This is a genomic window from Arthrobacter sp. efr-133-R2A-120 (assembly GCF_030209835.1).
Taxonomy (GTDB): Bacteria; Actinomycetota; Actinomycetes; order Actinomycetales; family Micrococcaceae; genus Arthrobacter.
In genome coordinates, this window is sequence record NZ_JARVRF010000063.1 from 1 (window position 1) to 21,238 (window position 21,238).

General features: G+C 64.3%; 21 protein-coding genes. 6 read left to right on the plus strand and 15 right to left on the minus strand.

The annotated features are described in order from the left end of the window. Positions 1 to 300: 300 nt before the first annotated feature. From rpsN to rpmB, 3 genes are read right to left on the minus strand one after another with little or no spacing between them, the layout of a single operon-like run. Positions 301 to 606, minus strand: a complete 306-nt coding sequence (gene rpsN, locus QRN52_RS21580; protein ID WP_028267656.1) for a 30S ribosomal protein S14 — start codon at positions 604 to 606, stop codon at positions 301 to 303. 2 nt (positions 607 to 608) lie between these two features. Beyond that, the gene (gene rpmG / locus QRN52_RS21585) at positions 609 to 776 is read right to left on the minus strand and encodes a 50S ribosomal protein L33 (RefSeq protein ID WP_003798558.1); all 168 of its coding nucleotides are present in this window, start codon (positions 774 to 776) and stop codon (positions 609 to 611) included. Next, complete coding sequence (gene rpmB, locus QRN52_RS21590) at positions 776 to 1,012, minus strand: 50S ribosomal protein L28 (protein ID WP_078107326.1); 237 nt, start codon at positions 1,010 to 1,012, stop codon at positions 776 to 778. The genes rpmG and rpmB overlap by 1 nt, the downstream gene beginning before the upstream one ends. A gap of 428 nt (positions 1,013 to 1,440) precedes the next feature. Here rpmB and QRN52_RS21595 point away from each other — a divergent pair, with 428 nt between their 5' ends. The 3 genes from QRN52_RS21595 to QRN52_RS21605 all read left to right on the plus strand — a co-directional run bounded on the left by QRN52_RS21595 (position 1,441) and on the right by QRN52_RS21605 (position 4,329). Further along, positions 1,441 to 2,931 carry a ferredoxin reductase family protein gene (locus tag QRN52_RS21595; protein ID WP_284755724.1) on the plus strand — a complete coding sequence of 497 codons (1,491 nt, stop codon included), beginning with the start codon at positions 1,441 to 1,443 and terminating at the stop codon, positions 2,929 to 2,931. Continuing rightward, on the plus strand, positions 2,928 to 3,494 hold the full coding sequence (locus QRN52_RS21600; RefSeq protein ID WP_284755725.1) for an FMN-binding protein: 567 nt from the start codon (positions 2,928 to 2,930) through the stop codon (positions 3,492 to 3,494). The genes QRN52_RS21595 and QRN52_RS21600 overlap by 4 nt, the downstream gene beginning before the upstream one ends. Before the next feature lie 61 nt (positions 3,495 to 3,555). Next, on the plus strand, positions 3,556 to 4,329 hold the full coding sequence (locus tag QRN52_RS21605; protein ID WP_284755726.1) for an FAD:protein FMN transferase: 774 nt from the start codon (positions 3,556 to 3,558) through the stop codon (positions 4,327 to 4,329). Here QRN52_RS21605 and QRN52_RS21610 read toward each other — a convergent pair. Both QRN52_RS21610 and QRN52_RS21615 read right to left on the minus strand, forming a co-directional pair. Further along, a complete protein-coding gene (locus tag QRN52_RS21610) occupies positions 4,326 to 5,087 on the minus strand; it encodes an SGNH/GDSL hydrolase family protein (RefSeq protein ID WP_284755727.1) in 762 nt (253 codons plus the stop codon). The two genes, QRN52_RS21605 and QRN52_RS21610, sit on opposite strands and share 4 nt — an antisense overlap. A gap of 132 nt (positions 5,088 to 5,219) precedes the next feature. After that, positions 5,220 to 5,699, minus strand: a complete 480-nt coding sequence (locus QRN52_RS21615) for a MarR family winged helix-turn-helix transcriptional regulator (RefSeq protein WP_234754501.1) — start codon at positions 5,697 to 5,699, stop codon at positions 5,220 to 5,222. Positions 5,700 to 5,820: 121 nt separating this feature from the next. Between QRN52_RS21615 and QRN52_RS21620 the strand changes: the two genes are divergently transcribed. Further along, entirely contained in the window at positions 5,821 to 6,453 is a 633-nt protein-coding gene (locus QRN52_RS21620) for an NADPH-dependent F420 reductase (RefSeq protein ID WP_284755729.1), read from the plus strand. Between the two features lie 61 nt (positions 6,454 to 6,514). Further along, positions 6,515 to 6,799 carry a YciI family protein gene (locus QRN52_RS21625; RefSeq protein ID WP_284755731.1) on the plus strand — a complete coding sequence of 95 codons (285 nt, stop codon included), beginning with the start codon at positions 6,515 to 6,517 and terminating at the stop codon, positions 6,797 to 6,799. 73 nt (positions 6,800 to 6,872) lie between these two features. Here the strand turns inward: QRN52_RS21625 and QRN52_RS21630 are convergent, their stop codons facing one another. The 7 genes from QRN52_RS21630 to QRN52_RS21660 form a co-directional block, all read right to left on the minus strand. Further along, positions 6,873 to 7,685 (minus strand): SGNH/GDSL hydrolase family protein, encoded by an 813-nt coding sequence (locus tag QRN52_RS21630; protein WP_350225173.1) that lies wholly within the window; start codon positions 7,683 to 7,685, stop codon positions 6,873 to 6,875. Positions 7,686 to 7,687: 2 nt separating this feature from the next. After that, positions 7,688 to 8,584 (minus strand): SGNH/GDSL hydrolase family protein, encoded by an 897-nt coding sequence (locus QRN52_RS21635; RefSeq protein WP_284755733.1) that lies wholly within the window; start codon positions 8,582 to 8,584, stop codon positions 7,688 to 7,690. Between the two features lie 158 nt (positions 8,585 to 8,742). Continuing rightward, complete coding sequence (locus QRN52_RS21640; RefSeq protein ID WP_284755734.1) at positions 8,743 to 9,870, minus strand: siderophore-interacting protein; 1,128 nt, start codon at positions 9,868 to 9,870, stop codon at positions 8,743 to 8,745. After that, entirely contained in the window at positions 9,867 to 10,706 is an 840-nt protein-coding gene (locus tag QRN52_RS21645; RefSeq protein ID WP_284755736.1) for an ABC transporter ATP-binding protein, read from the minus strand. The genes QRN52_RS21640 and QRN52_RS21645 overlap by 4 nt, the downstream gene beginning before the upstream one ends. 1 nt (position 10,707) lies before the next feature. Further along, positions 10,708 to 11,727, minus strand: coding sequence for a FecCD family ABC transporter permease (locus QRN52_RS21650; protein WP_284755737.1), 1,020 nt, complete (start codon positions 11,725 to 11,727; stop codon positions 10,708 to 10,710). Then, positions 11,724 to 12,860, minus strand: a complete 1,137-nt coding sequence (locus tag QRN52_RS21655) for a FecCD family ABC transporter permease (protein WP_284755738.1) — start codon at positions 12,858 to 12,860, stop codon at positions 11,724 to 11,726. The genes QRN52_RS21650 and QRN52_RS21655 overlap by 4 nt, the downstream gene beginning before the upstream one ends. A gap of 13 nt (positions 12,861 to 12,873) precedes the next feature. Beyond that, positions 12,874 to 13,944 (minus strand): iron-siderophore ABC transporter substrate-binding protein, encoded by a 1,071-nt coding sequence (locus QRN52_RS21660; RefSeq protein ID WP_284755739.1) that lies wholly within the window; start codon positions 13,942 to 13,944, stop codon positions 12,874 to 12,876. 546 nt (positions 13,945 to 14,490) lie between these two features. On the opposite strand from QRN52_RS21660, the gene QRN52_RS21665 reads away from it, so the two are divergent. Further along, positions 14,491 to 14,985: an FBP domain-containing protein gene (locus QRN52_RS21665; RefSeq protein ID WP_284755740.1), complete on the plus strand. Its 495-nt coding sequence runs from the start codon at positions 14,491 to 14,493 to the stop codon at positions 14,983 to 14,985. A 139-nt stretch (positions 14,986 to 15,124) separates the two neighbouring features. Here QRN52_RS21665 and QRN52_RS21670 read toward each other — a convergent pair whose 3' ends face one another. From QRN52_RS21670 to QRN52_RS21680, 3 genes are read right to left on the minus strand one after another with little or no spacing between them, the layout of a single operon-like run. Further along, entirely contained in the window at positions 15,125 to 18,601 is a 3,477-nt protein-coding gene (locus QRN52_RS21670) for an ATP-binding protein (protein WP_284755741.1), read from the minus strand. Continuing rightward, positions 18,598 to 19,548 carry a DUF4194 domain-containing protein gene (locus tag QRN52_RS21675; RefSeq protein ID WP_284755742.1) on the minus strand — a complete coding sequence of 317 codons (951 nt, stop codon included), beginning with the start codon at positions 19,546 to 19,548 and terminating at the stop codon, positions 18,598 to 18,600. Before QRN52_RS21675 ends, QRN52_RS21670 begins: the two co-directional genes overlap by 4 nt. After that, the gene (locus tag QRN52_RS21680) at positions 19,541 to 20,998 is read right to left on the minus strand and encodes a DUF3375 family protein (RefSeq protein ID WP_284755744.1); all 1,458 of its coding nucleotides are present in this window, start codon (positions 20,996 to 20,998) and stop codon (positions 19,541 to 19,543) included. The genes QRN52_RS21675 and QRN52_RS21680 overlap by 8 nt, the downstream gene beginning before the upstream one ends. Positions 20,999 to 21,238: the final 240 nt, after the last annotated feature.

The following is a 21,238-nucleotide window of genomic DNA, read 5'->3' on the forward strand; positions in this document are numbered from 1 at the left end:
TCCGTCGCAATTTTTCCGCATCAGCGGCGGCGACTCGATCTACTTTACACACCCCAAAGACCCCACGCAAATCACGCCTCAGGCGAGCAAGAACCGCGGTAATCCGGGACAAAACAGTCGGTCGAGCGCAAAAGGAAGCCGCCGGCGTCGTAATTCGGCACTGTGCGCTGCACCACTAATCGCCAAGCCTCGAAACCCGCCGAATCCGGACACCCGACGCATCGGAGCCCGGAACCCGTCGCCTTAAACGCAAGAAGGGCCGGCAACCAAACGGTCGCCGGCCCTTCTAGTGCTTCTGGATTACCAGGAAGACTTGGTGATGCCCGGGAGCTCACCACGGTGAGCCATGTCGCGGAAGCGAACACGGGAGATACCGAACTTCTGGAAGGTACCGCGCGGGCGGCCGTCGATGATGTCGCGGTTACGCAGACGGATCGGGGAGGCGTTGCGGGGCAGCTTCTGCAGGCCGAGGCGAGCCTCTTCGCGTGCTTCGTCAGTCGCGTTGGCGTCAACCAGGGTCTTCTTCAGTTCGAGACGCTTGGCAGCGTAACGCTCAACGATGACCTTGCGCTGCTCGTTGCGAGCAATCTTGGACTTCTTAGCCATGTTTAGCGCTCCTCTCGGAATTCGACGTGCTGGCGGATCTTGGGGTCGTACTTCTTCAGGACCAGGCGGTCCGGGTCGTTACGACGGTTCTTGCGGGTCACGTAGGTGTAACCGGTTCCCGCAGTCGACTTCAGCTTGATGATCGGACGTACGTCCTTGTCCTTTGCCACTAGAGCTTCACCCCACGAGCCAGAACTTCGGCGACGACTGCGTCGATGCCGCGAACGTCGATGGTCTTGATGCCCTTGGCCGACAGGGTCAGCGTGACATTACGGCGCAGGGACGGAACCCAGTAGCGCTTCTTCTGGATGTTGGGGTCGAACCGACGCTTGTTGCGGCGGTGCGAGTGCGAAATGCTGTGTCCAAAGCCCGGCTCGGCTCCGGTCACCTGGCAGTTTGCTGCCATGACGACTCTCCTAAAAAATAAAATGAAACGGCAAGCAGAGTTCCTACTTCCCGTGCAATAGGCGACGTCCGCAACCAGTCCACACCGTTTTCGGTAGTTCCCACAGGGTGCATCCCTCGACTGAAATCAGCCAATGATCACCGCTGCGGCGAAGGTAGTGGGTCCGGACAACAGGCCGGAATACTGGGCGAATACTGGAATGCACGCAACTTGAGCCCCTAACTACCGGCCCGCGGATCTCCTGTTGTTGCCAACAGTCACCGCCAACCGGAGCAATTGCACACGCTCCGCGCCACCTAACGCCTAATAAGTCTAGGGGCTGGGGGAAATTAAGACCAATCGCGTGTATAAGAACCAGTTCCTCAAATCATAAGCGGAGGCTAGTCCCCTCACAGGAGATCGAAAGGTTGAGAGTTCAATCTTGAGACATGAAGTCACAACTCCTCGCCTCCCCAGGCCAACGTGTGGGTACGTCCCCGGGTCAGCCTCCAGCGCCCGAGCGGCGCAATTCCGCCAAGGGAAGGTTCGCTGCGCAGCATCGCCGACGCATGTTCCGGACGGACATGCTCACCGTTGCGCTGTGGGCTTCCCTCGCAGCGGCGCTGGCTTTGTGGCTCGCCGACGGCGGGATGTCGTCGGTCGGGAACCTCACCCAAGCGGTCACCGCCATCGGGATCCTGGCCGGGCTTGCCGGCATGGACCTGGTCTTCCTGATGCTTCTGCTCGCGGCGCGCCTGCCTTTCGTGGACGGCGCGGTGGGGCATGACAGGGCGTTGGAATTCCACCGGAAGCTAGGCAAACCGGCACTGTACCTGTTGCTGGCGCATGGACTTCTCGTGGCAACCGGCTACGGCATGGCCGAGGGCCTGAACCCCGTGAGCGAGGCCGTTTCGCTCTGGGTGTTGGTACCCGATATGTGGTTGGCGTTCGTCTCCATGGCCTTGTTCATTGCCGTAGTGGTCACCTCGCTTGTGGCTGTTCGGCGCCGCTTTCCCTACGAATTCTGGTACTTCGTCCACCTGCTCACGTATTTGGCAGTAGCCGTCGCCTTACCGCACCAATTCAGTGTGGGCGGTTTGTTCGCCGAAGGCACCTGGCAGCGCTGGTACTGGCTGCTGCTTTACATAGGAACAGGCTCGGCGCTGGCTTGGTTCCGTATTGCCCAGCCCGTGTTAGCTACCTACCGGCACCAACTGACCGTGCGGCGCGTGGTACCCCTTGCGCCTGGCGTCTTCAGCATCGAAATGAGTGGCCTGCGATTGAATAAGTTGTCGGGAAACGGCGGCCGGTTCTTCGTCTGGCGCTTCCTTGCCCCCGGCATGTGGTGGCAGGCGCATCCGTTCAGCCTGTCGGCGGAACCGATCATGCCGCCGTCGGGCACGTCATATGGGCGGCCCGCCCAACAGCCCACCTTGCGGATCACCGTCCGGAACCTGGGTGCGGGTTCGGCCCGGCTGGCTTCGCTCAAACCGGGAACGAAGGTAGCCATCGAAGGTCCGTACGGGGTCTTCAGCACGGCAGCCCGGAGCCGGGAACACGTCGTGATGATCGGCGCAGGAATCGGAATCACGCCCCTCCGGGCGCTCCTGGAATCCACACCCTTCGCTCCCGGCCAGGCGACCGTCCTGTTGCGCGGCAGCAGCAAGGAAGAGCTATTCCTTGGCGACGAGATCCTTGAATTGTGCCGGAAGCGTGGTGCCACGCTCTTCCATCTGACTGGCCCGCGGTCCGGGAATCCTCAAAGCGCCTGGTTGCCAGCCTCTGCCGGCACCTCGCGGCTGCGCGACTTCGTACCGGCCATCACCGACGCGGATGTGTACATTTGCGGCCCATCTACTTGGGCCCGCCAGGTGCTGGCTGAGGCAAAAAGGTCCGGCGTCCGGGAGGAACAACTCCACTACGAAAGGTTTGACTGGTGAGACTCAGGGCAGGAATTTCAGCAGCGCTGGCGTCGGCCGCCATCCTCCTGGTCGGTTGGCAGGCAGGGGCGCACGTGGCGGACTCGAACGCATCGGCCGTCACGACCTCCTCCACGGGAGACACAGGCGGTACCGCTTCAGGCACGGGCTCGACGGCGAATGGAACCACCGGGAGCAGCGCTTCAGGATCGTCCTCGGGAACCGGAGCCGGCTCCAGTTCCAGCACGGGGTCGAGTTCCAGCACGGGGTCGAGTTCCAGTTCCACTCTGGGGGCCTCGGCCAAGGCAGGCGGCACCTACGCGGGCACGGCGGTGGAGACCCGATTCGGAACGGTCCAGGTCCAGGTAACCATCAAGGCCGGCGTGATCACGGATGTCACAGCCCTGCATCTGACCGACCAAGAGCAACGATCCGTCCAGATCAGCGCCAGGGCAGCACCCCTGCTCCGCTCCGAAGTGCTGAGCGCCCAGTCGGCGAACGTGCAGACCATCGGCGGGGCCACCTATACCAGCGAGGCATATTTGACATCCCTCCAGGCGGCCCTCGATGCAGCCCATTTCTAAGCCCAACGGGCCCGGACAAGACGCTGCGGAGCCCCGTCTTCGCTCCCGAACGTTCACGAGCATGGGCACCGTGGTGAGCCTCGCCATCCCAGCTGCTACAAGGACGGCTCCCCAAGCCGCGGTGGAGGAACTCGAGGCGGCCACCGCCGTCGTCGAGCAGTTGTTCACGGGGTTGGACCGGACGTTTAGCCTCTACCGTCCCGACTCGGAGGCGAGCGCGATGGCGCGGGGCGAGCTGGCCCTGAGGGACGCCTCCGTGGACATGCGCCGGCTGTATGTCGAGGCTGTCCACTGGCGCAGCCTCACGGAAGGTGCGTTCACGGCGGAACGGCCCGACGGCGTCGTGGACTTGGCCGGGATCGTCAAGGGACATGCGATACGGGAAGCCGGAACGTCGCTGCTCGCGCTGGGGCTGAAGGATTGGTGCCTCAACGCGGGCGGGGATGTCCTTGTGGCCGGTTCGCCGACGCCGGGCACTGCGCGGCCGTGGCTGGCAGGGATTATTGACCCGGAGGATCGGACGACGCTCCTGACTGCGTTTCCGCTCGGCAGCAAGGGCAAGCACGCGCTGGCGACCTCGGGAACGAGCGAACGCGGCCACCACATTTGGTCCGCGGGCCTCCAATCGGCGCGGGACCAGGGGTTCCGCCAGGTTTCAGTGGCAGCGGCCGACATCATCACGGCCGACGTCCTGGCCACGGCCATCATGGCGGGCGGTGCCGGAACGCTCACGCTGACTGCGTCGCGCTGGGACGTTGACGTGCTCGCGGTGAAGAACGACGGCGGACTGCTCGCTACGCCGGGTTTCCGGAAACTTGCCGCTCAGCCCAGTTAGGGCCGGGTGAGCTGCGGGTACTTCGGGCTAAGGCCGTCACCTGAAGACTTGCCCGTAACGCGGCGGACCACCCACGGGGCGGCATGTTCACGGGCCCAACGCGCGTTGGCCCACAACGCTTCCGCCCGAGCAAGCTGGGGTTGCGTGACAGGAGGAGGGACTTCAAGGGAACCTTCGTGCTCCAGGACGGCCAGGACACGGTTGGCCATGTTGATGTGGCCAGCAGTGGACATGTGCATCCGGTCCTGCGCCCACATGTGCCAGTCGTGGTATTCGCTGAAGCGCCAATAGTCCACCAGCAGCGCACCGTGGTTTTCAGCGATTTCCCGCACCAGCTCGTTGTAGATCGCGGTGCGTCCGCGCATGGTGCCGAAAACCTTGGAACTGCGGGCGTCGAAACCGGTAAAGAGAAGCAACGTGGCGCCGGTAGCGCTTAGCTTCTCGATGCCGGCTTCGTAGTCCTCCATGAGCCTGTCGATATCGACTTTGGGTCGGAAGATGTCGTTCGCTCCCGCGTACAGGGTCACCAGCGTCGGTTGAAGCGCGACAGCGGAGTCCACCTGTTCTGCCATGACTTGCCGGAGCTTCTTGCCGCGGATGGCCAGGTTGGCGTAGCCGAAATTGTCGTTGCTTTGTGCCAATTGATGGGCGACGAGGTCCGCCCATCCCCTGACTCCGTTGGGGCGCGATGGGTCAGCGTCGCCAAGTCCTTCGGTGAAAGAGTCACCCAATGCCACATACCGGGCAGAAAAATCCATGGCGCCAGTCTTTCATCCGTGCGGGGCGGCCGTCACGCGCGGTGGCGGCTGCTCAGGGCGCGGCCATCGTAAGCGTCGCCGCCAGCCGGCGCCCGCAGCCGCCCGCCCGCGGTTTGGCGGCCGGCGCGAGGCTTAGCGTTCGCGCAGGATCCAGTGGTCGTCGTCCAGCCGGGCCACGATCTTCTCGCCGATCCGCGCGAGGTCCGCAACGTCGTCGTCGGTCATGGCGTCCAACATCAAGGCACGGACCGCATCCACATGCCCCGGGGCGAGGGACACGATGGTGTCCATGCCTGCCTCCGTCAGGTGCGCCACAGTGACGCGTGCATCGCCCGGATGGGCCTCACGCTCCACCCAACCGCGTCTCTGCAGCTTGGTGACGACGTGCGACAACCTCGACAAGGAAGCACTGGTGCGGGCGGCAAGCTCACTCATCGGCAGGAAACGCCCCTCCGCTTCGGACAGCATGGCGAGCACGTTGTAGTCGAACAGCGACAATTTGCCGGCCGCTTGCAGTTGGGTGTCCAGGGCTGCGGGCAGAAGGGTGTTGATGCTCAGGAGGGCCAGCCAGGCACGGCGTTCGTCGGCATTGAGCCAGCGCGGTTCGGTCATGGATTCATCTTAGAAGGAAATCAATGCTTGACACTTCAACTTAAGATCATTACTGTTTTAGTTGAAGCTTCAACTAAATGAACATGAACTAATCATGGGCACTCGAGCAAAGGAAACAACAATGGCTGACATCACCATCATCGGTACCGGCAACATGGCGTCCGGCATTGCGGCCCGCGCGGCGACGGCAGGCAAAAGCGTCCAGGTCCTGAGCCGCGACGCCGGCTCTGCTGCTGCACTGGCGGCGACGGTCAACGGAACCTCCGGCATCACGGGGTCTCCGGTGGAAGGCAGCATCGTGGTTCTGGCCACTCCGTTCGAGGCCTCCAAAGAAGTCCTTTCTTCCTATGGCTCAGCGCTCAACGGCAAGACGATCGTGGACATCTCCAACCCCGTGAACTTCGAGACCTTCGATTCCCTCACCGTTCCCGCCGGGACCTCGGCCGCCGAAGAACTGCAGGCCTTGGTCCCCGGCGCATCGGTAGTGAAGGCCTTCAACACCGTCTTCGCCGCCACGCTCGCGGAGGGCGAAGTGGACGGCCAGACCCTCGATGTACTCGTGGCGGGCGACGACGCCGAGGCGACGGCCGCCGTCGTCGACTTCGTCAAAGGTGCCGGGCTGCGTCCGGTGAACGTCGGACCGCTGCGCCGATCGCGTGAGCTGGAAGCCTTCCAGTTGCTCGTCATGACGCTCCAGATCAGCGACACTCACCCCGACTTCAACTGGAACTCTGCAGTCAAGCTGCTGCCGTAAGGTCTTCTGGTTTCGGAGGGCGGCCCGTTGCGGCCGCCCTCCGCGTTGTAGGCTGGGCGGCATGTTCGTCGTTTCGCTGACATACAAAGTTCCTGACGAGATCGTCGATTTCCACCGCCCCGCACACATGGATTGGGTCAAAGAAGCGTTCGACGCCGGCACTTTCCTTGCATCCGGACGTCGCGTTCCAGCCATCGGGGGTGTGCTGTTGTCCAACGTCGATCGTGCGACACTGGACGCTTCCCTGGCGACGGATCCGTTCTACGTCAACGGGGTAGCCGACTTCGAGATCATCGAATTCACGGTCACCAGCGCATCTGCGGGGTTCGAAAACCTGCTGGACTAGTCGGGTTACAGCTCCGGGGCGTCACGCAGAGCACACCGCCGCCAAAAAGTTGTCAGGCGTGACGCTGACCCCTTCAAAGCCTGGCTGGCTCAGGGGACGCGCCCAGTCGCTCCGGCAAGACCACCGGCATAAGGGCCGGCCAGCGGGCGCTCAGGTGATCCCCGCTCGACACTCCCCTGAAGCGACGCGAAAGCCACGGCGCCACGTCGCGCCTGAGCCACGCGGCGTCGTCGGCCATTTTCTCGGCGCGGCCCCGCGGCTGCAGCGGCCCGAGCCCCGGAGAGCCCAGCGAGTGCGCGGCACCCAACACCTCCAGGACTTTCTTGGCCATGTATTCGTGTCCGATGCCGGACATGTGCAGCCGGTCCAGAGCCCACATCCGGCGGTCCTGGTACTTTTCGAAGCACCAATGGTCCACCAGAAGCGTTCCGTAGGCTGCGGAAATGCGCCGGATGTGCTTGTTGAAAACCGCCGTGCGCAGCTTGAGCGGCTCCAACACCGGCGAGAGCGGCACGTTGTACTCGGTGAACAGGAGGACCTGGGAACCACTTTGGGCGATCCGGGCAACGGCGTCCTCGAATCCACGGACCAGTGTGCGCATGTCCAGCCGTGCGCCGAGGAGATCGTTGCCGCCGGCGTGGAAACTGACCAGCGTGGGAGCCATCGCGAGTCCCGGCTCAAGTTGTTCAGCCACGATCTGCTTGAGGCGACGGCCCCGGAGGGCCAGGTTGGCGTACTGCGTCTGCGGCCGGTGCCTGGCCAGTTCCTCGGCCACACGGTCGGCCCAGCCGCGGCAGTCGTTGGGCAGACGAAGGTCGGTGTCGCCGACACCTTCAGTGAACGAATCTCCGACGGCGACGAATCGCAGCGGTGTATGCATGGCCATGGTCATGTCCCCCCGTTGTTTTGAGCCTTGCCTTGTGCGTTGCTTCCGGCGTGAGCCGAGCCCGCAGCGGCGGCTTGGCGTTCCGCGAGTTTTCGCAGCCCGGCCTTCCGTGGCACTTTCACGGGCTCCGGCCAGCGTGGGCCAAGGCTGTCCCCGAGCGTGACACCGCGAAGCTTCCGGCCGAACAAGGGCAGCACCCAGTCGTTCACCCAGCGGCGTTGACGCCGTACCCAATCGCGCAACCTGAGCCGTTGCGGCGGTTCCCAGTCCTTGGGCGAGAACTTATGCGGTACGCCGAGGTGATCAAGTACCTGCGCCGCCATGTATTTGTGCCCGGCTTTGGACATGTGGAGGCGGTCCGAGGCCCACATCCGGCGGTCGTGGTAAGCGTCAAGGCACCAATAATCCACCAGCACGGCCCCGTACTTGGCGGCCAGTTCGCGGACGCGCTCGTTGTAGAGGGCATTCCGCTTCTTGAAGGGTTCCAGCACGGCCGAGACCTTGACGTCGTACCCCGTGAACAAGACCAAGGTGGCTCCCGTGGCTGCGAGGCGGGCCACGAGTCTTTCGTACTCGGCCATGAGCAGGTCCATGTCCGTGCCGAAGTCCAGGATGTCGTTGCCGCCAGCGTAAAGCGTGATGAGAGTGGGTTCCATGGCCAACGCGCGGTCCAATTGCTCTTCGACGATATGGCGGAGCCGCTTGCTCCGCACGGCAAGATTGGCGTACTCCCAGCCCGGTTCGGCCTTGGCCAGTTTCTCGGCGACGCGGTCGGCCCAGCCCCGGACGCCGTTCGGTAGGGCCTCGTTCCGGTCCCCCACGCCCTCGGTGAAGGAATCGCCCAAGGCAACAAACCGCCGTCGTCCGTTCTGGTCTGCATCAAGCACGTTCCCAGCCACGACGCCAGCGTAGCCCCGCCCGGTTGCCCGCCGGCAAAGCCCAGGTTAATTCGACGCTCGCTCACCTGTAGCGCCTTTCGGCCGGACGCTCGCTCACCTGTGATGAGGGAGCGTTCCCGCTTTCGGCCGCATACGTGAGCGAGCGTCGGAGGGGCGGGTCAGAGTTCAGCTTTCCCCTTGCGCCAGTAGCCCATGAACGCCACCTGCTTCCGGTCGATCCCCACATCCCGGACAAGATACCGGCGTAGCTCTTTGATGACCCCTGCCTCGCCTGCTATCCAGGCGTAGAACGGCAAAGCGCCAGCGGGAAGGCCCGGGTTGCGGCTCGCTTCGATCGCGGCCGTGTCCATCCGCAGCGGCGTTTCCCACAAGATGTCCTGGTCAACGTTGACGTCTTCGGGTTCAGGGCCGGCGGCGCCGTCGAGCGAGACGATGCCAACCCACCCCGGGACGGGTACAGCTCCGCGGACGGCTTCCTTGAGCAACTCACCGTGGGGTCGGGACCGGCCGAGCGCCGCGCCGCGCGCGAGCCAGGTGATTTGGATGTCGGCGTCTGTGGCGAGGTCTTGGAAATCGCCGGCCTCGGGCACCTCAAGGAAGGCATGCCCTGTGATTTCCGCGGGCAGGGACTCCAGGATCGCGCCGATGGCGGGGACTGCTGTTTCGTCGCCGGCAAGGAGGACCCGTTGCGCCAAGCCGGGACGCCATTCGATGCCGGAGTATGTTTCGGCGGTGACGCAGTGGGCTGCCCGGTTGTTAGGGCCGATGATGGTGATCGAATCCCCCGGTTTCGCGGCGAGCGCCCAGTTGGCCGCAGGGCCGCCTGTCAGGTGAGCCGCACCGCCGTCGACGCCGGGCCGCGCCGCGCCGCCGCTAGCGCCGCGGGTGCCACCACCACCGCCGCCGTCGTCGTCGTCGAAGTGCATCACGAAGTCGACGTCGATTTCCGGGTAAACGGCGTCGAGCCTCTCGTTCCGCACCGTGTAGGTCCGCATCGATCCGCGCACCGCGGAATCCATCGCCAACCACTCTTGGTACCAACCGGCGTCGCCCGTGTTGAAGGCGGGCAACGGCAGTGGGCGACTGTCGCCGTCGAGCGAGGGAATCATGAGTTTGATGCGCAGGTCCAGGGTGTTCCCCGAAACCCCGAATCCGCGCAGGCAATATCCCCCGAAGGTGATGCGCCGGAAATTGGGCCCTAGATCCTCGACGGCGGTGACAGTGACGTCGAAGGCCAGGGTCATCGGCTCCGTGATGGCGTTCCGCACAGCGGCGTCTGCGTTCATGATGCGAACTCCAATTCGAGGGGTGTTGCGGGAGCGGCGGTGTGGTGGCGGCCGATCGGGAGAATGAGCGGGGTGCCCGAAATTGGATCCGGAACCACCCGGGCCTCCAAGCCAAAAACTTCGCGAACCAGGTCCTCGGTGACCACTGCGAGTGCGGGCCCTTCGGCGACGATTGCCCCTGCCTTCATGGCGATGACGTGGTCCGCGTAGCGCGCGGCCAGGTTGAGGTCGTGCAACACGATGGCCACGGTGGTTCCGCGGCTGCGGTTAAGATCGGTGACCAGGTCCAGCACCTCCACTTGGTGTGCCAGGTCAAGGTAGGTGGTGGGCTCGTCGAGGAGCAGGACGTCCGTCTCTTGTGCCAGGGCCATGGCGATCCATACCCTTTGGCGTTGCCCGCCGGACAATTCATCGATGTTCCGTTCAGCAAGCTCAAGAGTAGAAGTGGTCTCGAGTGCGCGCTGTACCGCGAGATCATGCAACGACAGGTCACCAGTCCTCCAACTGCGGAAGAATCCTTGGTGCGGATACCGTCCGCGGCCCACGAGTTCGCGGACGGTGATGCCGTCCGGGGCAAGGGGGTGTTGCGGAAGGAGGCCGAGCGTGCGGGCGAGTTCGCGGGCCGGGCGGGAGTGGATGTCCTTGCCATCCAAGGTGACGACGCCGGTGCTCGGCTTCAAGAGCCTGGAGAGCCCTCGGAGCAAGGTGGATTTTCCGCAGGCGTTGGCGCCCACGATCATGGTCACTTTGCCTTCGGGGATATGCGTCGAGAGTCCTTCGACCACCCTTCGCTGCTCGTATTGGAGCGTCAAGCCGCGTGCGCTCAGTTGTGCCATGTCAGGCTTCCTTTCGGTTGGACGTGGCCAGGAGCCACAGCAGGAATGGAGCACCGAGGGCGCCGGTAATGACGCCGACCGGCAGGACGGTACCGGCCAGAATCAGGGGTGCCACGTTGTACGCGAAATAGTCGGCCGCGAGGACGATCAAGGCGCCAGTGAACGCCGACGCCGGGAGGCTGGGCCACCCGACAACCCGCCGCGCGATCGGCCCGGCAAGGAAGGCGACGAAGGCAACCGGCCCGGCAGCCGCCGTCGCCACTGCTGCGAGCGCGACGGCGGTGATCACCAGTCCGAAACGTACGGCGTTCACGCGGATTCCCAGTCCGGCCGCGGCGTCGTCCCCGAGTTCGAGCATGCGCAGCGGTCCGGCGAGGAGGGCTAGGGCGGGAACGAGCACCGCGAGCGAAGCGAGGAGGACGCCCACGCGCTCCCAATTGGCTGAATTCAGGGAACCGTTGAGCCAAATGAGGGCCTCGGAGGCTGTCCGGATGTCCGCCCAGGTCATGAGGAAGTTCACCACCGCCCCCAATGCGGCGGCGATACCTACTCCGGCGAGGATCAGTCGATTGCCTGCCGCGTTCGTGCGCCGGCTGCCCGAGCCGCCGCGCGAAATGGCGTAGATGACAACAGCGACGCCGATCGCACCAGCGAGCGCGGCTGCGGACACGGCGGCACCGGATGCGCCGAACACGACAATGGCCAGGACCGCCGCAGCGCTCGCACCGTAACTGATGCCGATGACGTCGGGGCTTGCGAGCGGGTTGCGGAGCATGGTCTGGAAGAGCCCGCCCGAGAGGCCAAACGCGACACCGATCAAGATTCCGAGCACGGCCCTTGGCAGTTTGTTCTCCATGACGATGAAGCTTGCGCCCGGGATCTTCTCGCCGCCCGCCAGCTGGACCGCAATTATCCTGAAGAAATCGGGGATGGTGACCGTGTAGCTGCCAAGGAGCACGGTCACCGCAAAGAGGATGACGACGCCGGCGCCCAGGAGTGCGGTCCTGCTGCGGGGGTTCATAGCGAGGCCCCCTTGCCCCGGCGGACGAGCCACACGAAGACGGGAGCACCGACGATGGCCGTCATGATGCCCGCGGGAACTTCGCCCGGCAGCAGCACCACGCGGCCGATCACGTCCGAAACCAGCAGGAGTGCCGGTGCGAGAACCATCGAGAACGGCAGGATCCAGCGGTAGTCCGGGCCCGTAAAGAAGCGCACGGCATGTGGAACCACGAGTCCGACGAATCCGATGGGACCAGCCAACGCCGTGGCCGATCCGCAGAGCAGCACGATTCCGAGCGCGGTGACGCCCCTGGCCAGCACCACATTCTGGCCGAGTCCGCGGGCAACGTCGTCACCGAGGGCCAGGCTGTTGAGGATCCGGCCGCTGCCCAGCACGATCAACGCCCCAAGCAGCAGGAACGGCAGCCCGGTCAACACCACCGACCAGTCGTTGCCGGCGATTCCACCCACCTGCCAGAAACGGAAGCGGTCCAGGGTGTCCTGGCTCGAAACCAGGATGACGTTCATCAACGAGTAGAGTCCCGCGCTCAGCGCCGCCCCCGCTAAAGCGAGCTTCACCGGCGTCGCACCGTCCCGTCCCATCAACGCAATCAGATAGACGACGACGGCGGCCGCCGCGGCACCGACGAAAGCGAACCAGATGTAGCCGCTCGCCCCCGAGATACCGAAAAGGTAGATCCCGGCGACCACAGCCAGTGCCGCCCCCGCGTTGACGCCCATGATGCCCGGGTCGGCCAGGGGGTTCCGGGAGACTCCCTGCATCGCGGCGCCCGCAAGGCCGAGGGCAGCTCCCGCGACGAGGCCGAGCACCGTGCGTGGAATGCGGGTGTGGACCACCGCGTGGTTGCCGTCATCGGGATTGAACTGTGTGAGTGCCTGCCAGACGGTTTCAATGGACATGTCCCTGGCACCGATCGCGAGCGAGGCCGCACAGACAAGCGCAAGCACGACGACGGCGGCCACCAGCCAGGTGGCGCGGTTGCCGCGTCCCCGGCCCCCGACGTCGGGCCCGGCCTTCGCGCGAACTGGCAGGTGTTGCCCTTTGGAGGCGATTTGACGGTCATGAGCTGCCAGTTCGCGCGCAGTTCCGCCCGCGGAAGGTGGGCCCGCCGTCGTCGTGCTCTGTGTCATGTCAGGCGTATCGCTACTTGGCGGCCGCGTCGGCGCCCTTGGCGAGCTGGGGCAGGAACATGTCCAGTGCCCACGGCAGGCTCAGGGGCGAGGATGCGGAGATCGCCAGGGTGAGGGTGTTGTCGGAGTCGGCGACCAGGGCGCCCTTCTTGATGGCGGGGATCTGGCCCAGCAGGGGGTCCTGCATGATTTGGTCAGTGGTTTTGGAATCCGGCACCCAGGTCACGAAGACGTCCGAGAAAAGCTCGTTGGCCTTTTCGGCGGACCACGGAACGAAAAATTCCTTGGAGCCCTTGCTGGCGTTCTGCACCACGGGGGCGAGCGTCATGCCGATTTCGGAGAGGAAACGCGGTCGGTTGTCGTTGGCTGTGTAGACGTTGACGCCGTCGCCCTTCGCAGGCTCAAGGTTGCCGTAGATGAAGGACTTGCCGGCGAGCTGCGGGAACGCCGAAACCTTGTTCTTGATGGTGGCTTCAGTGTCCGAGACGAGCTTGGCTGCCTCCGGGGTTTTTCCGAGGGCCTTGCCGATGATGGTGGTCGCATCCTGCCACGACGTGCCATACGCGAGTTCGGGCTGCGCCACCACGGGGGCAATTTCGGAGAGCTTCTTGTAGTCCGCCTCGGTCAGGCCGGAATAGGCGGCAAGGATGACGTCCGGTGCCAGCTTGGCGATCTCCGTGAAGTTGATGCCGTCGGCCTCGGAGAACTGGGCTGGCGCCTTCGCGGTGCCAAAGCCGGCACCCAACTTCTCAAGCGCGGCGTCCTTCCAGGGGGTGGAACCCTTGCCGTTGTTGCCCCATTCGTTTTTCGGGACCCCGACGGGCACGACGCCGAGAGCCAAGGCGACGTCGTCGTTGACCCACGAGACGGTTACCACGCGTTGCGGTTGCGACTTGATGGTGGTCTCACCGAAGACGTTCTTGATAGTGACCGGGAACTGGCCGCTGGAGGCCGGCGTTGTCGCAGAACTGGCGGTTGTTGAGCCGGTCGAGCAAGCGGTGAGTGACAGTGCGACGGCGGCAAGGGCTGCGGTCGCTGCACCTGCGGTCTTCAGCAGGGCACGGCGTGAGGGGCGGGAAGCCACGGGACTCCTTAGGTAAGTGATGCAAACCTAAGTAAGGCTAGCCTACCCTTCGAATAATTACGAAACGTTTGCGTCGCTTAATTCGCTTCGCTTGGACCCCCCGATGCTCGCTCACGTATCGCGGCCAAAACGCGGACGCTCCCTCACATCTAGTGAGCGACCGTCGTCAGTAAATGCCCCAAAAGTGAGCGGACGTCAGGGCTCGCCGCGACTAGAACGCACGGGATCCTTTGGACACCGGGTACCGCATTTGCAAAGATGACAGAGCCGGTTGATTCAACGAACTGGCCAGGGCCGTGAAAGCGGCGAAGATCGAGAGGATGAGCATGCGCACTACACACGTTGGCACTGCCATGGTTGGCGAGGTGGCCGTTTTGGCCTGCTTTGCAGCCCCCTCTACGTCGGCCATCCCGCTCGGCGGTCAGGGGAACTAACCCCGCCGTCCCTGCACTAGAAGCACGCTAAGGTTCCTTTGCCGTGCCCTCGGATCGCCAGACGCCAGCGTCCTTGCTCTTCGGAGCCCACACGATCTGAAAGAACTTTGCCGTGCAGAAAATCACCGCTCAACAAATCCGTTCCTCATTCATCAATGCGAGCCGCTCGGAGGCCGCCAAACTCAGCCTCCCGAAGGACTTTGATTCCCTCGACTGGGCCAACCTCGAATTCCTTGGCTGGCGCGACGAAAAGATGCCCATGCGGGGCTACCTCGTCCTCCCGAACGATGATTCCCTCACTGGCATCATGCTGCGCGCACCCGAGGGAGGCTCCGGCAGGAAGCGCTCGGTCCTTTGCGAACTGTGCCGCGACGTGTTTTCCAAGGACGATGTCTATCTTTGGGTTGCCAAGCGCGCGGGCCAATCGGGTCGCGACGGCAACACCGTGGGGACGTTGATCTGTGCAGAATTCGGCTGCTGCGCCAACGTCCGGAAGGAGCCCCCGGCGAATGAGATCAATCCCGACCCGGCCGCCGTCGTCATTCGCCAAATCGCCGGGCTACAGTCCCGGACCGCCAAGTTCCTGGGGCGGGTCCAAGGAAAGTAGCCGGTCCGCCGGAAACCGGACATAGGTGAGCGAGCGTCAGCCGGAAACCGGCGATAGGTGAGCGAGCGTCCCGGGGAAACCCGACATAGGTGAGCGAGCGTCCGGGGGGAAACCCGACATAGGTGAGCGGGCGTCGGGGCTAGCGGAGCACGATGTCCACGGGGTTGGCCTCGGAACGCCATTCACCCGGCAGGCCCGGGGTGCCGATCACCGGAGCCGTGAGCACGCCGGAGCGGTTTGTTCTCTTATCGCGCAGGATTTCCGTAACCGAACCAAGATGACGGGAAAGGTCGATCACGTTTTCGGGCGCGGCCAGCAACAACTGGAAGCCGAACTCGTGCAGCGCCTTGATGCCTGCACCGGCGAACTCCTCCGAGGCCAGGACGAACGCCTCGTCCATCATCACCGTTCCGTAAGTCGTGAAACCTTGCTCGGCGATGCCCAACTGGTAACTCAGGGCCGCCGCCATGATGAACGCCGTGAAGCGCTGCCGCTCGCCACCGGACATCGATCCGGTGTCTGCGTGCATGTACACCTCGGTCTTCTTGCCACCCCGCGGGCCTTGGACGGAGCGGTGCTCCTTGCACTGGATGAAAAGGTGCCCGCGGACATCCAGCACCTCAGCACGCCAGCGCCGGTCCTCAGGGGTCTGCGAGCCGAGCCGCTTGACCAGGGTTTCGAGCGACTTGTAACGGTTGGTGAGTTCGACGTCGTCGTCCGCCTCCGTCGAGGCTCCGGCACCCGAAGCGGCACCCGCCGCACGCGAGGGCCGGGTGTGTCGGGTCTTCAACGCGTTGTGGATAGCGTCCTTGAACTGCTTCGCAGTGCCGGGCAGGGTCTGCTTGATATCGAGTTCGAGGAAGCTGCCCTCATGGAAGTTGACCTCGGACAAAATGCCGTTGAGCGGCAGGATGCGGCTCGTGATCGCGCGACGTTCCTCGTCGAGCAAGTGCAGCAAGGTGCTGAACGATTCGTGCGTGCGTTGGTTGAAGAACTGCCGGAATTCGGCTTCCTGCGCGGGCAACCCTTCGCTGACGATCTGGTGGTAACGGGACTCGAACTCCCCCGCAGCACCGATCGAGGTGCCGTGGTCCGCGGAAATGGCGGTGCCCCATTCGCGCACGAATCCTTCGAACATCCGCGTCAGCCGCTCGGCCAACGCCTGACCGCGCGACTCGGCGGCATGCAGTTCCGCCAAGAGCTTGCTCCGAACTTCGGCAGCCAGGGTGTCGAGTTCGTGGAGCTCGCCCACCTCGCCGAATGCGCTGAAGTACGGCTCGAGGGCGGTGACAGTAGCGCCCGACGGCGGCGCCTGGTCAAGGCGCTTGCGCGCGGCATCGAGCAGGGCGTCAGCCGTGGTCATCTGCTGGTCGAGCGTCTTGTATTCGCTCTGCAAAACCGCCGCCGACCCTGTGGAGGACTGGTGCCTTTCGCGTACGGCCTCGATGTTTGCACGCAAGGGTTCCAAGTCGGCCTGCGCGGCCAAGGCGTCCTTGAGCCGCTGTTCGATCTTCGCGAGCTCCTCGGCCGCCACCGCTGCGGAGACCTGTTCCCAGCCACGTTCGTCGTCGGCGATGCGGCGCAACGCTTCGAGCTGCCGAGTCATGCCTTGGTGCGAATCCTCGCGGCTTTGGGCGAGTTCGGCGGCCTTCAGAAGCTCGTTTTCGAGCTCGCCGACCTTCGCGGCCACAAGCTCCAGCTTGGAAGCATTGTCGAAACCGAGAACGTAGTCCTGCCGGCTCGTGAAGCGATCGTCCTTCTCCACTGTGTGCCTGTTGCGCTTGACCACACCGCCCAGGCTCAGGCCCTTGTCCAGCTTCGCGAGCTCGTCCGGATCTTCCACGCACGGGTAGGCGAAATCGAGGGCGATCCGCTCGCGGATCCATTCAGCTGCCTCTACGACGGAGTCGCCCCTCGCCCCCAAGGTGAGGATGTTCAGCTTGGTCAGCAGGTCGCCGTCGGACACGTCCTCCACAGCCAAAGCGCCGCCCGCGAGCGGTTTGGAGACGTCCACTGCCCGCAGCGCGCCGCGGACGGTGTTGTCGTTCAGGTAGCGCGTGACGGCGGCGAAGTGCTCGCCTGGAACCAGCAGCGTCGTGGCGAGGTTCCGCAAGGCGCGCTCGGCCGCGGGCCGCCACTGTTCCTCCCCCTCGGCGAGGTCTATCAGCTCGCCTCCAAAGGGCATGCGGTCCTCGGGAACGCCAGTGGCTGCGGCGATCGCGGCGCGGTTTTCAATGCTCGACGGCGGCAGCAAAGACTTGCGCGTCTTCAGCGAGACGAGCTCCTGCTGGGCCGCGGCGAGTTCGCGTTTCTTGGTCGCGTGGCCGTCGAAAGCTTCGAAGCGGAGTTCCCGCAGCGCTTCGGAATCGTCCTTGAGCTCGGTAGAGCGGCTCGCTGCCTGCTCGTGGGCCTGCTCCCACCCCTCAGCCGTCCACTCAAGGTTGAGTCCGGCGTCGGCCAATGCTTGGCGGGCCGACTCCTCCACCTGCTGCCGGAGCTTGAGGCCGACCCGGGCGTTTTCAAGCGACTGCTCGATCGCCGAAATCGCGTTCCCGCCCTGGTTGTTGTAATCCGATTCGAGCTCGCGAAGCTCCTTGGCGAGCGCGTCCCGGACGCCCCGCTCGGCGCTGAGTTCCTTGGCTTTCGCCTGGGCAAGGTCCTTGAAACGGGCCAAGGTCTTGGCGTGGACCGTGACCGAGAGCTGCTGCTTGTACGCGTCGAATTCCTCGCCGCTGAGCTCCCGGAGCCGGTTGGCCTCCAGCAACGACTGGGCATACTCCTTGTTCATCCCGGGCACGGGGGCCAGCTGGTCGCGCTGCTGGCGGACGTCCTCCAGCCGCTGCCTGATGGACATGAGGTTGCTGAATTCCTCGACGACGTCGTCCGCAGCAGTGAGCGTCGCGGGCGCGTCGAGCACCTGGTCGCGGAAGAACGTGTTGACGCTGCCGCCGAGCCCCTTACCGGCCTGGATCACACGCAAAAGCGGGAGCGCCTGGTCCGAGTTGATGCCGAGAAGCCGGCGGAAACGCTCCGCAAAGGCCTTGTGCACATCGAAGATCTGGGCGTCCGGGAATATGGTCTCCAGCGCGCCCTTCGTGAAGCGCTTCTCCGCGATGCCCTCAATGGCGCCGAGATCCAAGGGCTTGTTGTCAATGACGTAGAACCGGCCGACGCTGGACTCCGTGCCGTTCTTGGGCAGGTCGAAGAGGGCCGAGATGGTGATCTTGGTGCCGACCGCATTGTCGAACGTCAGGGCGACGGCGGACCACGTGGCACCCGGGCGCTGGAAGGCACTGGCCGAACCCTCGCCCACGGCCTTGTCGCCCACTTTTCCACGCATGTACGTGAACGTGGTCCTCTTGTCCTCCACAGCCCCGCCAGCGCGCTGCGCGGCAGCCTCATTGGAGCGCGGACGGGCATCGAAGACGCGCAACATCGCATCGAACAACGTCGACTTGCCGACTCCCGAATTTCCTGTCAGCAGCGTGCCGTTGCGGTCCACGTGCATCGTGTGGGCGCCATGGAACGTGCCCCAGTTGACCACCTGGACCAAGGCTAGGCGCATCTGGCCCGGGTTGGTGAGTTCGCCGATCGGAAGCATCGTCGCAATGGTCATTTGGCTGCCTCCTTGATGGTCTTGGGTGTTGTGGTTGCGTCAGTTGTGGTTGCGTTTGCCGCGGTTGCGTTTGCCTCCGCGGTGGATGCTGCGGCGTGTTCATCGCCGCTGCGGTCAGTCACCGAGCCGTCCTCTTCCCCGTCGTCATCCACCACGACGTCGGGCAGTTCGTCGGACGGGTCGCCGTCGTCGTCTGTTTCTGTTAGTTCGATGAGGGGTTCCGTGCCTGATTCGTCGGCCGCTACGGCGATCAGGGCTTCGATTTGGGCTGGGATGTCGCCGATGTTTTCGAAGGGGAGAGCCAGGGGGAGGGCCTTGGAGATCGCGAACGTGTCTTCGATGCCCGTGGCCAGGAGGAGTTGGCGGGCCAGGAGTTTCGTTATGGTGCGGTTCACGACGTCGGTGTCGCGGAGGGCATCTTGTTGGCCGGATGGTTGGTAGTGCGCCACGAGTTCGGCGATTTCTTCGCGAGAGATCACCGGGTCCGTCTGGGCCGTGACATGGCGGTCGAGAAGGAGCCTCAGGCGCAGTAGCACGATGGTTTCCACACGGCTCAACGCGCGTTGTTGGCGAAGGATGCTTGAGCGGGCGCTTCCTCCGATAGCTTCGGGATCGACGGGCCGGAGCACCGCGATCTTGCGTTCGTGGTCGAGCTGCATGCTCAGGAAAAGCTCCGAAAGCCGGCTGCGGAGGATCACTTGGTTGTCCAGAAGGGTGGTCCAGAGCTTTTCGTCGCGGCCGCCGTCGACATACGGACCCTTGAGCAGCCGCACGAGCGCCTGGCGAACCTTCATAGGCAGCACGCCGGTGTCGCCCGGGAACAACGCCGCGCCGTCTACGAATGTGTCGCGCGGCGTGACGCGGAAGGGATCGGAGTGGACATGCTGCGCTATGTCCACTCTTTGTTCCGAAGAGGGGGCATGCTCGGTGGGGTGGGCGTCAGTCATCGGAATCCTTAGTCAGGGTCACGAGCGGCAGGTACGCGGTGCGTGTGCTGCCATCGATTTGTTCGAAGTCGATGTTTTCCCAGGTGGCCCGGTCGAACGCCGCACCACCGTGCAGCGCTTCGGACAGGAGGGCCCGGACCGTGTTGATGTGCCGTTCTTCCTCCGGGAGGTTCGCCCAAGCCCCCGCCAGCGTCGAGGCACCCGCCATTGCCGAGCGGACGGCGTCGGGTCTTGCCTTTGCGGAGCGCAGCGAACGCACGCGGTCCGAATCGCTGAAGGCGATGGGGTCGGCCAGCTTTGGCGGTGCCGCAAACTCATCCGGATCGAAGAGCTTGACCATGGCGAGCGATTCGAATCCCGCATTGAACAACACCGGACCGCGGACCAGGCCGGGACGGTCGCGTTCGTAGGGCATGGAACGGATAGCCTGTTCGGCTTCGCGCAGGACCTCCCGCAGCCTGACGGACTGGCGGATGTCGTCGCTCTGGATGTAGTTATTCAGGCTCTCGGACAACCGGCCGTAGATCCGCTGGATCTGGCTGTGCTGGGTGCGCAGTTCCGCCACGAGGTTCTTGAGGGTTTCCCGGTCCTCATGGCTGAGTTCGTCGGCGAATTGGCGGCTCAACACGTCACCGATTGCCGAACGGAACCGCAACTGTTGCTGCGGGTCCTCAAGGAACGCCGTGAAGGAGCGGAACGTGCGGCCTTCAGGGCTCTGCCGCAGGCGCTTGTCCGCCTCAAGGACCTGCGCCATGGTGGCGCCCTTGCTGAGCGACTCCTCGATGATCTGGTTGCGGAGCTCGCCGACCAGTTCCTCGATGCGGTCGCGCATCTTCTTGTAGTCTGCCGGCAGGCTCGCCGCAAGGTCGAGGATGTTCCCGGCTGCTTCGACGGCTTGCTCATCGTCCAAAAGACCGTCGAAGTCGCCGGAACTGATGTCTTCGATCAACTGCTGGCGCTCTTGGATCTCCTCTTCAAGGGATTCCAAACGGGCGCTTTGGTCCGGGTTCGTCTCGTTGGCGAGCTTTTCGACGTCGCCCAGCAGCGTTCCGAGCCGGGAACCATTGAGCGTGGAGCGTTCGCTGGACAGGCTGTCCAGGAAAGCCAGGACGCGTGCGGCGGCCTCGGTGATTTCGTAGACGATCTGTCCGGACTGGCCGCGACGGGTCAGGAACTGCTTGCGGGTCCATTCGTCGGCGAAGGCCTTGCCGCTCCCCTGGCCGCCAAGCCCGGGATCCTGCCTGCGGAGCTGCTCGAGGAAAGCGTCGACGTCGGCATGGAACTCCTCGAGCGGAAGCTGCGGTCTTGTTCGGGTAAAGGATGCCTGGAGCACCGCGATGACCCAGGGTGCCGAGCGAGTGAGGGCCCACGCAGGGCCTTTGGTCAAGAGTTCGAGGTCCCTGAGCCGCGCACTGATGGCGTCGGCTGAGGACATTGCTGAGCGGGACACTTACTCTCCTTCAGCTGCCGCGGAACCTTCTGGCAGCGGAAATCCCGAAAACTGCCCCGTACAAGGTTAACGCAGGGTGCGCCGCAACCCTTCCGTGATCTACCTGCCGGTAGGGTTTCGATCGCGTATCAACAGGCCCGACGCCGGTGTTGTTGCTGGCTGAACCGCCGGTGCCGACCCTAATGTCGACACCAACGACGTCGACGCTCCGACGTCGGCTTTGGCAGCGTTGCGGAGGGG

Bases quoted from the DNA above. Each gene is read 5' to 3' on its own strand.
- QRN52_RS21655 (WP_284755738.1), bottom strand. From the start codon at position 12,860: ATGACACAGAGCACGACGACGGCGGGCCCACCTTCCGCGGGCGGAACT.
- QRN52_RS21615 (WP_234754501.1), bottom strand. From the start codon at position 5,699: ATGACCGAACCGCGCTGGCTCAATGCCGACGAACGCCGTGCCTGGCTG.
- QRN52_RS21605 (WP_284755726.1), top strand. From the start codon at position 3,556: ATGGGCACCGTGGTGAGCCTCGCCATCCCAGCTGCTACAAGGACGGCT.
- QRN52_RS21610 (WP_284755727.1), bottom strand. From the start codon at position 5,087: ATGGATTTTTCTGCCCGGTATGTGGCATTGGGTGACTCTTTCACCGAA.
- QRN52_RS21670 (WP_284755741.1), bottom strand. From the start codon at position 18,601: ATGACCATTGCGACGATGCTTCCGATCGGCGAACTCACCAACCCGGGC.
- QRN52_RS21595 (WP_284755724.1), top strand. From the start codon at position 1,441: ATGAAGTCACAACTCCTCGCCTCCCCAGGCCAACGTGTGGGTACGTCC.
- QRN52_RS21620 (WP_284755729.1), top strand. From the start codon at position 5,821: ATGGCTGACATCACCATCATCGGTACCGGCAACATGGCGTCCGGCATT.
- QRN52_RS21625 (WP_284755731.1), top strand. From the start codon at position 6,515: ATGTTCGTCGTTTCGCTGACATACAAAGTTCCTGACGAGATCGTCGAT.
- QRN52_RS21630 (WP_350225173.1), bottom strand. From the start codon at position 7,685: ATGGCCATGCATACACCGCTGCGATTCGTCGCCGTCGGAGATTCGTTC.
- rpsN (WP_028267656.1), bottom strand. From the start codon at position 606: ATGGCTAAGAAGTCCAAGATTGCTCGCAACGAGCAGCGCAAGGTCATC.
- QRN52_RS21640 (WP_284755734.1), bottom strand. From the start codon at position 9,870: ATGAACGCAGACGCCGCTGTGCGGAACGCCATCACGGAGCCGATGACC.
- QRN52_RS21645 (WP_284755736.1), bottom strand. From the start codon at position 10,706: ATGGCACAACTGAGCGCACGCGGCTTGACGCTCCAATACGAGCAGCGA.
- QRN52_RS21650 (WP_284755737.1), bottom strand. From the start codon at position 11,727: ATGAACCCCCGCAGCAGGACCGCACTCCTGGGCGCCGGCGTCGTCATC.
- QRN52_RS21675 (WP_284755742.1), bottom strand. From the start codon at position 19,548: ATGACTGACGCCCACCCCACCGAGCATGCCCCCTCTTCGGAACAAAGA.
- rpmB (WP_078107326.1), bottom strand. From the start codon at position 1,012: ATGGCAGCAAACTGCCAGGTGACCGGAGCCGAGCCGGGCTTTGGACAC.